The sequence below is a fragment of the Paenibacillus humicus NBRC 102415 genome (assembly GCF_004000905.1).
GTDB classification, from domain to species: domain Bacteria; phylum Bacillota; class Bacilli; order Paenibacillales; family Paenibacillaceae; genus Paenibacillus_O; species Paenibacillus_O humicus.
On the sequence record NZ_BIMD01000032.1, the window covers coordinates 1 to 12241 of the forward strand.

The 12241-nt window shown below is 58.8% G+C and carries 9 protein-coding genes; 6 read left to right on the top strand and 3 right to left on the bottom strand.

Annotated features, from left to right (window positions below; translation table 11 throughout):
• Positions 1-67 precede the first annotated feature (67 nt).
• Positions 68-259, bottom strand: coding sequence for a hypothetical protein (locus PHU01S_RS17535; protein WP_127508905.1), 192 nt, complete (start codon positions 257-259; stop codon positions 68-70).
• A gap of 39 nt (positions 260-298) precedes the next feature.
• Between PHU01S_RS17535 and PHU01S_RS17540 the strand changes: the two genes are divergently transcribed.
• Positions 299-634, top strand: coding sequence for a hypothetical protein (locus PHU01S_RS17540; RefSeq protein WP_127508908.1), 336 nt, complete (start codon positions 299-301; stop codon positions 632-634).
• Between the two features lie 175 nt (positions 635-809).
• Here the strand turns inward: PHU01S_RS17540 and PHU01S_RS17545 are convergent, their stop codons facing one another.
• Positions 810-1244, bottom strand: coding sequence for a pyridoxamine 5'-phosphate oxidase family protein (locus PHU01S_RS17545; protein WP_048747364.1), 435 nt, complete (start codon positions 1242-1244; stop codon positions 810-812).
• A gap of 259 nt (positions 1245-1503) precedes the next feature.
• Here PHU01S_RS17545 and PHU01S_RS17550 point away from each other — a divergent pair, with 259 nt between their 5' ends.
• Together PHU01S_RS17550 and PHU01S_RS17555 are read left to right on the top strand one after the other, a co-directional pair.
• Positions 1504-2763 carry a PAS domain-containing hybrid sensor histidine kinase/response regulator gene (locus PHU01S_RS17550; protein WP_164763101.1) on the top strand — a complete coding sequence of 420 codons (1260 nt, stop codon included), beginning with the start codon at positions 1504-1506 and terminating at the stop codon, positions 2761-2763.
• Between the two features lie 95 nt (positions 2764-2858).
• Positions 2859-3455 carry an NADPH-dependent FMN reductase gene (locus PHU01S_RS17555; RefSeq protein WP_048747376.1) on the top strand — a complete coding sequence of 199 codons (597 nt, stop codon included), beginning with the start codon at positions 2859-2861 and terminating at the stop codon, positions 3453-3455.
• 664 nt (positions 3456-4119) lie between these two features.
• On the opposite strand, the gene PHU01S_RS17560 is transcribed toward PHU01S_RS17555, so the two are convergent.
• Positions 4120-5073, bottom strand: coding sequence for a D-2-hydroxyacid dehydrogenase (locus tag PHU01S_RS17560; protein ID WP_127508917.1), 954 nt, complete (start codon positions 5071-5073; stop codon positions 4120-4122).
• Positions 5074-5636: 563 nt separating this feature from the next.
• On the opposite strand from PHU01S_RS17560, the gene thrS reads away from it, so the two are divergent.
• From thrS to PHU01S_RS17575, 3 genes are all read left to right on the top strand, one after another.
• Entirely contained in the window at positions 5637-7568 is a 1932-nt protein-coding gene (thrS, locus tag PHU01S_RS17565; protein WP_048747362.1) for a threonine--tRNA ligase, read from the top strand.
• A complete protein-coding gene (locus tag PHU01S_RS17570; RefSeq protein ID WP_127508920.1) occupies positions 7562-8182 on the top strand; it encodes a cyclase family protein in 621 nt (206 codons plus the stop codon). Before thrS ends, PHU01S_RS17570 begins: the two co-directional genes overlap by 7 nt.
• A gap of 538 nt (positions 8183-8720) precedes the next feature.
• Positions 8721-12161 (top strand): galactose-binding domain-containing protein, encoded by a 3441-nt coding sequence (locus PHU01S_RS17575; protein WP_127508922.1) that lies wholly within the window; start codon positions 8721-8723, stop codon positions 12159-12161.
• Positions 12162-12241: the final 80 nt, after the last annotated feature.

The window sequence follows — 12241 nt, forward strand, 5'->3', positions numbered from 1 at the left end:
AAGGCAGAATTTCTGCCTTGCCCCGCCCTTGATGCAGTGACGAGCCGTCAGTTCCGGAAAGCGAACGTCACGCTCGGATTGTCTGCGCTGACCGTATAGGCAAAATCGCCGTCCTGTATTCGGGCGCATCCCCGACGCCGCCGATGCTGCCGGATACGGTGAACGTGCCCCCATCCGTCCCTTTGCTGGCATAGACGCCGTCGGCCAGATTCGTCGGCGAGCTCAGCTGGGCGCTGCCGACGAGATTGACGATCGCCATGCCTTATGTCCCGCGCTCGACCATTATGATCTGGCTGCCTTGAGTTCTCAGGTATTCGGATTGTCCGGCCATCGCATTATGGAAGCTGTTGACGGCAGCAATGTCGGCATCCTTCCACAGATCCTTGCCGATATCGCCGAGCTTGGCGGCGAACTTGCCGCCTCCGGACGATTATTCTCGTTCTGCCTTTGCCTATTTCTGTTTTGTTTCCATCGCTGGTCCTTTGGAACGATAGAATCAAGTCTGCAAGAATACGGAGGCTGTGGATGTTTCGTGCCGGTCAGCCAGGGTCGCGGCACGTCGCTCCATATTTTTGGATCGGAGTTCCGTGCTGGACCTGCAGGTTTAGGGATCCGGAAAGATTTGCCTTGCTAGCCGGACGGCAGGAAATAATAGATTTCAGCAGCCGCAGCTGCCGGCTGGGCATCCGCTGCCGCGGCTGGCGAGGGGGGAAGGAGCCTGGGGGATCGCAGGCGGCATCCATGAGAAAAAACCAATCCGGCCTGCATCCGGATTGGTTGAACAAATACCCCGTTTTTTGAGGCTGAGCCTAGCTCCGTTTCCAGACGCTTTGCTCGTTGTGTCCTTCGGTATAAACGATCGTCTCGGGCTTCAGCTCCAGCACGACGATGTTGGGGTCCTCGGGGCCGTCCCAATACTGGCTCATGTCATCTTCCCAGAGCTCTTTCACGATGCCCTCGTCTTTTTTAATGCTCGCTGTCCCCTGCATGTCCACGATCACCCCGGGATGCTTGCGCCCCTCGAGCCCCAGCAGCAGGCTGGCATGCGGATTGTCCTCCAGCTGATCGACCTTATGGGATCTGCGGTCGGCGAGAAACAAGGCGTTCAGTCCGTCATGGAAGACGGCCATGTAACGAGAGCGCGGCTTGTCGTCCTCAATCGTGGACAACACGCCGTACTCGTATTTGTGCAAGGCTTCGGCAATTTTATTTTCCAGTTCGGCACCTTCAAGCTTGTTCGCCATAAGGCAATCTCTCCTGTCTGATGATGGAATAGGAAAAAAGAGTCGTCGTGTTCCTGTACCCTGCCTGGACAGGAATGAACCGAAGCGGGAGCGCTTTAAGGAAGGAGGCTTGGGGAACGGAACGCTCTCTCCGGAATCAGCCATTCATTTCGTCCTGACGATGTCCCTCATGTCGGCAGATTCCATGGAACGATCGGTTATGTTCCCATTCCTTAGGTTAATGTCCTGTAACAATGGAGAACGGAAGGAGGGGCTGGCTGTGAATGAGTGGATCGGCATGTTCTCATGGATGTTCATCCTGGTCATCGTCACGCTGCTGCTGATCAGCTTTAGTCTCTCCCTGGAAAAGCGCGCGGCCTGGAGAGAGGCGAGAGGAAGCCGCAGCCGTTACGATTCGATCTTCGAGCATAACCCGGACATGGTCTGCCTGTTCAATCCGGAGGGCGAGCTCATTCGGCTTAATCCGGCCGCCCTCAAGCTGACGGGATACCGATTCGGGGATTTGGCGGGACTTTCGTTCTGGCAGCTGATCCATCCCGACGACGCCATGCGTGTCAGCCGCAGCTTTCTGCGTGCAAGGCAAGGGATGACCCAGACGGCGGAGGTCCGAATCATCACGAAGGAAGGACGGGAGCTGGAGCTGTCCACGGCTTTCGTCCCGTGGAATGCCGGCTCGGGAGTAGCCGACATATATACGATCTCCAAGGATCTGACCCCGCGCAATGCGGCCCAGAGGGAGTTGTTGAAGGCGAAGACCGAGGCGGAGGAAGCGTTGAAAATCAAAAGCGAGTTCCTGGCTGTGATGAGCCATGAAATCCGGACTCCGATGAACGGCGTGCTCGGCATGAGCGACCTGCTGCTGGATACGGAGCTTAGCGAGGAACAACGGGAATATGTGCATATCATAAGGGGGAGCGGGGTCAACCTGCTGGCCGTCATCGACGACGTGCTGGATTATTCCAAGATGGAGTCGGGCCATATGACGCTTGCTTCCGACCCCTTTTCGCTGCGGGACGTCGTCCTGGATTCCATGCAGCTGTTCATCGGGAAGATGCGCGAGCGGCAGCTGCAGGCTCTGCTGGAGCTGGATTCCGGGCTCCCGGAAGTGCTTGTCGGGGATGAGATGAGACTGCGCCAGATTCTGACCAACCTGATCAGCAATGCGGTTAAATTCACGGAAGAGGGCGGAATCGCGGTCAAGGTCAGGGAGACGGGACGCAGCGGCTCGGAGATCGAGGTGGAGTTCCTGGTGGCGGATACCGGCATCGGCGTAGATACGGATAAGCTCGATCTGCTGTTCCAGCCGTTCAGACAAACCGATTCGTCCATCTCCCGTCTGTACGGAGGGACGGGGCTTGGCCTTGCCATCTGCAAAAATCTCGTCCAGAGGATGGGCGGCGGCATCCATCTCAAGCCGCTCGACAAAGGAACGGAAGTCGCGTTTCGGATCAAAGCCGGCTATAAGGACAGCCAAGCGGCATCCTTCGGGCAAGACGAGAACCGGAAGCAGTCCGTTTGATACTAAGTAAAGAAATAACTTGAGAAACTAGGAGGATCGAGTATAATAAAGAAAAAAGCTTCCAGCCTATGGGAGCCGGAGGGATGGAGAGAACCATGAACATTGCCGTTATCGCCGGAGGAAACCGGATCAATTCGACCAGTACGCTGCTGCTTCGGTATATGGAGAAGGAGCTGATTAAGCAGGACATCGAGGTGACGTTCATCGATCTCCACAAGCTTCCGCTGCCGCTGTATTCCGCGGATCAGCCTGAAATTACGCAGGAGCTCCAGCTTCCGATCTTCACTTCTCCCGAGACGATGGAGTACTTCGAAAACAATGTGAAGCAGCTGGTCGAGGCGGCGCAAAAAGCCGACGGCCTCATCCTCGGCACGCCGGAGTACCACGGCTCCTTCTCCGGTACGCTCAAAAACGCGCTTGATTATCTCGGCTCTGCCCAGTTTGAAGGCAAGCCGGTGCTCGTCGCGAGCTCCGCGGCGGGAGCTGTCGGAGTCAGCTCGCTGACGCAGCTCCAGACGATCGTGCGCAACCTGCACGGCATCAACTGCACGGAGTGGGTCTCCATCGGCGGAGACAACCGCAATTTCGGCGAAGACGGCGAGCCCGAGCAGGACAAGGTCAAGCAGCGCGTGCTCTATGCGCTGGAGCATCTGACCCGTCTGGTTCGTCAGCTGAGACTTTCCGGAGAGTAAGCTTTTCGAGCGAATCTTCTTCGGAGTAAGCTTCCTGTGCGAAACGTCTTCAGAGTAAGCTTCCTGTGCGGAGCGTCTTTGGAGTAAGCTTCCCGTGTAAAGCGTCTTCGGAGTAAGCTTCCTGTGCGGAGCGTCTTCGGCGAGCCGACGGGGTTCCTCTAGCGGCCGGTATCTATCCTTCCCTATTGGAGGGGTGGCATTTCCTTGACCGATGATGAGAGCTGCGCTGGCCGCTGCCTCAATCAAAAAAACCGCGCTTTTCCTTCGACAGGAGAAGCGCGGTTTTTTGGGTTGGCCCATGGCAAACCTGGATGGCCGTAAATCCGGTTTTGGGCCGGTCGTGGTGGACTAGCGGTTCGAGGCCGAGGACGCAGCAGGCAGTCTGCTTGAAACTCGCCTGCAGATGAGTCGCTAGAGCCGAAAAAATCGTCTAATTCGCCTGCACGCGATTGGTTATACCATTATTTCAAGGCTCGTACAGGGCAGGAATACATGGAATTGAATTCAACATAAGCGAAAGTCCTGCGCAGAGAGGGAAAAGCCCCTCGCTCCCGTTCCAATCTTGAAGCGAGAGTAGGATGCAAGCCGAAAAGAGGCCGTACCCAAGTCAACGGTTGACTTAAAGGCGGCCTCTTTATGCCTTAATCTCGATTGCCGGCTTTCCTCAATAGCCCCGGCCGTAATCCACGATGTTCCGCGCCGGCTTGCCGGTACTCACATATTCCTTGAGATTCTCGATGAACAGCGCCGCAATGCGCTCCTTATAGCGGTCGGTGTCGCCGCCGACATGCGGGGAAATGATGACCTGCTCCAGCTCCCAGAGCGGATGGCCCTGCGGCAGCGGTTCCGGCTCGGTTACATCGAGGCCCGCGCCTGCAATGGCGCCGGAGCGCAGAGCGTCGACGAGGGCATCCGTATCGACGGATTTGCCGCGTCCGATATTGATGAACACGGCGGAGTCCTTCATCGCTGCAAATTGCTTCTTGCCGTAGACGTTTTCCGTCTCGGATGTATGCGGCAGCACATTCACGACGTAATCCGCCTGCTCCAGAACGGAAGTCAGATCCGAGATTCCGAACACCTCGTCCATATGCGGGGTCGGCTTGGCCGTGCTGCGTACGCCAATCGTCGTCATGCCAAGCGCTTTGGCGATGCGGCCGAGCTCGGTGCCGATCTCGCCCGCTCCGATGACGGCCAGCGTGCGTCCGTACAGCTCGGTATGACCGCTGCGCTCCTGCCATTCGCCGCTCATCTGGGCGCGGATTGACAGATGCAGCTTGCGCGAGAATGCCAGCATCATGCCGAGCGCCGTCTCCGACATCGGGACCGGATGGACGCCGCTGCCCGTCGTTAGGATGACGCCGGCCTGCTCCAGCTTGTCCAGCGGCATTTTTTCCACGCCGGCAGACCAGGACTGGAGCCATTTCAGGCTGCCGCCTTCGCCGAGCGATTCCTTCTCGACGGCAGGGCTCCAGCCGCAGACGATCTCGGCTTCACGGAAGAGGGCGTCCTCCAGCTCCTTGGGCCGTCCGAATACGATGTTCCAGCCCGGCGCGGCGTCGCGCACCTGCTGTTCGAGTTCTGGCGTGAGTCCGTGCAGACAAATCATGGTTGGCATAAGGGCTCATCTCCTAACGGGGTTATGCAGCCGCAGCTGCCGATGGTTCTTCTCCTAGTCTATCAACGAATGCGGTCTCAATTCAAACATCGGCCGCGGTCATGTCTTGACATTGCCGATTCGTGTTTGTAAGATAGTCCCTAATCGAATATGAGACGGCAATGACCGAAGACATGATCTCCGATACCGGACGGCACAGAGAGGGAAGCCCAGGCTGCAAGCTTCCCCGGGAACCGGGCGTGGATTACCCCTTCGCAGCCGTCCGCCGAAGCCCGCGCTGCGGGTGGGTAGGCGGCACCGGCCGATCCCCGTTACCCGATTCCATGAGGACTCGCAGCTCCGCACGCAGGGCATTTTTTCGCCTTTGCGCCTAGCGCCTGCTTGTCGAACAAGGGTGGAACCACGAGCTGAACGCACTCGTCCCTTTCCAGGGACGGAGGCGTTTTTTTGTTGGGCGAAAAGCAGTTGTCGGCTGCTCTTCCCCTCCGGCGCCAGCGTCCGCTGCCGGATAAGGCGGCGAACAGCAAGCATGCGTTCAATATTCGGAAAGGGAGGAAGAAATCGTGGACATCAACATTCGGCTGGCAGACGGAAACGCAAGGAGGTACCCGCAGGGAACCACGGGCAGGGATATCGCAGAGTCGATCGGCCCAGGACTTGCCAAGCAGGCTGTCGCGGCAAAAATCGACGGAAGCTTGGCGGATCTCGGAGTCCCGGTACGGGACGGCTCGCTCGTCGAGATCGTCGCACTGAGCAGCGAGGACGGACTCGGAATCTACCGCCACAGCACGGCCCATATTCTGGCCCAGGCGCTCAAGCGGCTGTACGGCCAAGAAGCCGTCAAGCTCGGCATCGGTCCGGTCATCGCGGACGGGTTCTACTACGACATCGACATGGAACGAAGCTTGTCCAGCGAGGATCTGGCCTCCATCGAGCGGGAGATGGAAGCCGTCATCCGGGAAAACCTGCCGATCATCCGGAGAGAGGCGAGCCGGGAGGAGGCTCTTGCCCTCTTCCGAGATCAGGGGGAGCCTTACAAGGTTCAGCTTATTCAGGATCTCCCGGAGGATGCCGTCATCACTCTGTATGCTCAGGGCGAATTCGAGGATTTGTGCCGCGGTCCGCATCTGCCTTCGACGGGGCTTGTGAAGGCGTTCAAGCTGCAGAGCGTGGCGGGAGCGTACTGGCGCGGGGATTCGGCCGGTCCCATGCTGCAGCGCATCTACGGCACGGCCTTCTTCAAGAAGTCCGAGCTGGAAGAGCATCTGCAGCTGCTGGAGGAAGCGAAGAAAAGGGATCACCGCAAGCTCGGCAAAGAGCTCGGCCTGTTCATGTTCTCCGAGGAAGCGCCAGGGATGCCGTTCTATCTGCCGAACGGAATGACGATCCGCACGGAGCTGGAGGATTTCGCCCGGGAGCTGCAGCGCAGGCGGGATTACGACGAGGTGAGGACGCCGCTCATGATGAACAAGCGCCTGTGGCAGGAGTCCGGGCACTGGGACCATTACAAGGACAACATGTATTTCGCGCAGGTGGACGAGGCGGAATTCGCGCTCAAGCCGATGAACTGCCCGGGGCATATGCTGGTGTTCAAAAACAGCCTCCATTCCTACCGCGAGCTGCCGATCCGCATCTCCGAATTCGGCCAGGTGCACCGCCACGAGTTCAGCGGCGCTCTGAGCGGCATGACGCGAGTCCGGACGTTCTGCCAGGACGACGCCCATCTGTTCGTGCGGCCGGACCAGATCGAGAGCGAGATCGCTTCCATCATGGAGCTCATCGACCATGTGTACACGGTGTTCGGATTCACCTACGAGATCGAGCTGTCCACACGCCCGGAAGACTCGATGGGCTCTGAGGAGCTATGGGAGGAGGCGGAGCGCTCCCTGCGGCAGGTGCTGGAGAGCCGCGGCGTGAAGTATCGGCTGAACGAAGGTGACGGAGCCTTTTACGGGCCGAAGATCGATTATCATATCAAGGACGCTCTCAAGCGGAGCTGGCAGTGCGGCACGATCCAGCTCGACTTCCAGATGCCGGAGAAGTTCGGCCTCTCCTATGTGGGCGAGGACGGAGGCAAGCATACGCCTGTCGTCATCCACCGCGCCGTGTACGGGTCGATCGACCGGTTCATGGGCATTCTGACGGAGCATTACGAGGGAGCGTTTCCGCTCTGGCTGGCGCCCGTACAGGTCAGGCTGCTGCCGGTATCCGACAAGTATTTGGACGATGCGCTCCGGGTCAAGGCCCAGCTCCAGGCAGCGGGAATCCGAGTCGAGGCGGATGTCCGTACGGAGAAGCTCGGTTACAAGATCCGCGAAGCCCAGCTGCAGAAGGTGCCGTACATGCTGGTGCTCGGCGAGCAGGAGGCTGCTTCGGGCCGTGTAGCGGTACGCAAGCGCGGTGAAGGGGATCTCGGAACGATGAGTCTGGAGGATCTGATCATGAGCATGCGGGAGGAGATTGCTTCCCAGCGGAGAGGAGACGGGCCGTGCTGATCGATTTGACCCATGCGGTGCGCCACGATCTTCCCGTCTACCCCGGCGACCGGGAGACGGTGCTCATCCAGTCCAGCGAGATCGGCCGGGATGGGTACAACAACCACCTCCTGACGGCCAATATGCATGCGGGAACCCATATCGACGGGCCGATGCATCTGCTCGACGTTCACGATTATCTGAGCCGGCAGCCGCTGGAATCGTTCATCGGGGAAGGCTGCCTGATCGAGGCGGAAGGCCTTGAGAAGGTGGAATACCGGGCGGAATATGAGGAGTTGTTGAAGCCCGGAGGAATTGTTTTGATCCGTACGGGGCATGACCGGCTGTTCGGGAACCCTGACTATTTCCAAGATTATCCGGTGCTGAGCGAAGCCTTCGCAGAGCTTCTCGTACGCAATCGGGTGAAAATGGTCGGACTGGATACGCCGTCTCCGGACCGGTATCCGTTCGAGGTGCACAAGCTCTTGTTCCGCAGCGGGATTCTGATCGCGGAAAATTTGACGGGCCTGGAGAAGCTGTCCGGCCAGGGGGCGTTCGAGGTCATCGCGCTCCCGCTCAAGATTGAAGCCGACTCGGCGCTGGCGCGGGTCGTCGCGCGCATTCTTGAAAAGTAAGTTCCTAAAAAGCCCGAATGCCCAGCGATATGCGGCATTCGGGCTTTTCTTCGACGTTCGACGAAAGCTCCAGACAGAGCGGTTATTAGCATCGACGGGCCAATTCGGAATAAATCTCGAACAGATCGGAAGCGAACTCTCGTTCAGTTTATGAAAATATATTCTATTATTGTAAAATCTAGCAATGAATGTATTCTATTTATACCAAGATACGATGTATAAGGAAGCGCATGAGACATGGCGAAAGGAGAGGGAACCCTTTTTCTGTATTGAACGAGCCTGCCAGCGTAGAAATGAACATGAGGTCCGTAATTCAACACATCGCTAAACCGATCGGAGAAGGCCATAATAAATAGGCGAGACCGCTCCGGCGCAGAAAGGCTCTATTCCGAAAGGGATACACAGTCAGCCCGGACGGTATCGCAACTATACCCGCAGCGGGGAGGGCAGAAGGCTGCGGCATGATGCCGCAGAAAATTGTAAGCGTTTACGGCTTGTCCTCTATCATTCTCTCTATTATTAAGGAGGCAATTGACGAATGGCAAAAACGAAACGCGCCTCAATGCTGCTGCTTGCCCTGGCGCTGATCTTCGGATCGCTGTCGCTGCATCCGAATGCGGCTGAAGCGGCGACGAACCTCGCGCTCGGCAAGTCCGTGGCGGCAAGCGGCTACGCGGATGTCTACCAGGCATCGAACATCAACGACGGCAATGCATCGACTTATTGGGAAAGCGTCAACAATGCTTGGCCGCAATGGGTCCGAATCGACCTCGGAAGCTCGCAGAGCGTCGGCCAAGTCGTCCTGAAGCTGCCTTCGGGATGGGAAGCCCGCACGCAGAATATCCTCATCTCCGGCAGTACGAACGATTCTGCTTATACCACTCTGAAAGCCGCCGCCAACTACACCTTCGATCCCGCCAGCGGCAATACGGTCACCGTCTCGTTCACGGCGGCAAGCGTACGTTACGTGAAGCTGACGATCGCCTCCAACACCGCTTGGCCGGCTGGCCAATTCTCGGAGTTCGAGATTTACGGAGGAACCGCGCCGACACCAACACCAACGCCAACGCCAACGCCAACACCAACACTGACACCGACACCGACACCAACACCAACACCAACACCAACACCAACACCGACACCAACCGTCACACCAACGCCTACAGCCACCCCGACGCCGGGTCCCGGCTCGAATCTTGCCCAGGGCAAGCCGATCTCGGCCAGCTCGACGGTGTATACCTTCGTAGCGGCCAACGCCAATGACGGCAACACGGCTACTTATTGGGAAGGCGCCGGCGGCTCCTATCCCAACACGCTGACCGTCAGCCTGGGCGCGAATGCTGCCTTGAGCTCGATCGTGCTGAAGCTGAACCCGGATTCGTCCTGGGGCAAGCGCACACAGACGATCCAGGTGATGGGCAAAACCCAGAACGGAAGCTCCTTCACGAGCCTCGTCGCCGCCAAGGACTACGTCTTCGATCCGGCTACGGGGAACACGGTGACGATTCCTGTCTCCGGCACCGCGAGCGACGTGCAGCTCGTCTTTACGGCGAACACGGGCTCCTCGGCAGGCCAGGTCGCCGAGTTCCAGGTCATCGGCACGCCGGCTCCGAATCCGGATCTGACGGTTTCCGCTCTCACCTGGACTCCAGCCTCTCCAGTGGAAACAGACTCCGTGACGCTCACTGCAGCCGTCCGCAACATCGGAACGGCGGCATCGGCCGCCACGAAGGTCAACTTCTACCTGGGCAGCACTTTGGCCGGAACAGCCGATGTCGGCGCTCTTGCGGCAGGCGCTTCCGTCAACGTGCCGCTCAGCATCGGGGCCAAGGACGCAGGCTCCTATCAAGCGACCGCCAAGGTCGACGAGAACAACGCGGTCGTTGAACTGAACGAGAACAACAACAGCTTCACGGCCTCGTCGCCGCTCGTTGTCAGCCCCGTATCGAGCTCCGACCTCATCGCTTCCAGCGTGAGCTGGAGTCCGGGCAATCCGGCTGCAGGCAATACGGTCAGCTTCTCGGTCATCCTCAAAAACCAAGGAACGGCGGCATCCGCGGCCGGCGCTCACGGCATTACTCTGACGCTGTCGGACGCATCGAGCGGAGCGGTGCTGAAAACGCTTACCGGTTCCTACAGCGGCACGCTTGCGGCCGGCGCTTCGACGGCTCCGATCAGCCTCGGCACCTGGACGGCCGTGAACGGCAAATATACCGTCAAAACCGTCATCGCCGTCGACGGCAACGAGCTGCCGGTCAAGCAGGCGAACAACACGAGCACGCAATCGTTCTTCGTCGGACGCGGCGCGAATATGCCGTATGACATGTACGAAGCCGAAGACGGCGCTACGGGCGGCGGCGCCTCCGTCGTCGGGCCGAACCGGAACATCGGCGACATCGCCGGCGAAGCTTCCGGCCGCAAGGCGGTCACGCTGAACTCGACCGGCAGCTATGTGCAGTTCACGACGAAGGCGAGCACGAACACGCTCGTCGTCCGCTTCTCCATTCCCGACGCTCCCGGCGGAGGAGGCATCGACTCCACCCTCAACGTGTACGTGAACGGCAGCTTCGCCAAAGCCATCCAGCTCACCAGCAAATACGCCTGGCTGTACGGCAATGAAACGAATCCCGACAACAGTCCTTCCTCCGGCGGACCGCGTCATATTTATGACGAGGCCAACATGATGTTCGACACGACGATTCCGGCGGGCAGCACGATCAAGCTGCAGAAGGATGCAGCCAACACGACGAACTATGCGATCGACTTCATCAACCTGGAGCAGGTGGCCCCGATCGCCAACCCGAACCCGGCGAAGTACGTCGTTCCGGCCGGCTTCACGCATCAGGACGTGCAGAACGCGCTGGACAAATTCCGCATGGACACGACCGGCACGCTGGAAGGCGTTTATCTGCCGGCGGGAACGTACTCGACCTCGAACAAGTTCCAGGTCTACGGCAAGCCGGTCAAAATCGTCGGCGCAGGCCCTTGGTATACGCGCTTCACGGCGCCGGCCAACCAGGACAATACGGACATCGGCTTCCGCGCCGAAGCGACGGCCAATGGCTCGACCTTCTCCGGCTTCGCCTACTTCGGCAACTACAAGAGCCGCATCGACGGACCGGGCAAAGTATTCGACTTCTCCAACGTGGCGAACATGACGATCGACAACATCTGGACGGAGCATCAGGTGTGCATGTACTGGGGCGCCAACACCGACTACATGACGATCAAAAATTCCCGCATCCGCAACACCTTTGCCGACGGCATCAACATGACCAACGGCAGCACGAACAATCTCGTCTCCAACATCGAGGCGCGGGCGACGGGCGACGACAGCTTCGCGCTGTTCTCGGCGATCGATGCAGGCGGAGCGGACGAGAAGGACAACATCTTCGAGAACCTGACCTCGATCCTTACCTGGCGCGCGGCAGGCCTGGCGGTGTACGGAGGTTACGGCAACACGTTCCGCAACATCTACATTGCCGACACGCTCTGCTACTCCGGCATCACGATCAGCTCGCTCGACTTCGGGTATCCGATGAACGGCTTCGGCGCTTCGCCGACGACCAATCTGCAGAACATTTCGGTCGTCCGCTCCGGCGGCCATTTCTGGGGACAGCAGGTATTCCCGGCCATCTGGGTGTTCTCGGCGTCCAAAGTATTCCAGGGCATCCGCGTCAGCGACGTGGACATCATCGACCCGACTTATGTCGGCATCATGTTCCAGACGAACTACAGCGGGGGCCAGCCGCAAAACCCGGTCACCGACACGATCTTCAGCAACATCTCGATCTCCGGTGCGCAGAAGAGCGGGGATGCCTACGACGCCAAGTCCGGCGTAGCCATCTGGGCCAATGAAATGCCTGAACCCGGCCAAGGGCCGGCAGTCGGTTCCGTGACATTCAACAACCTGAAAATGACGAACAACTTCACGAATATCAAAAACACGACCTCAACGTTCAAGATCGTGGTCAACTGATATCGACATGCGCGAGACTGCCCGCCGGATACATCCGGCGGGTTTTTTTGGCTTGGCAGCCAGCCTATCACACGACGATG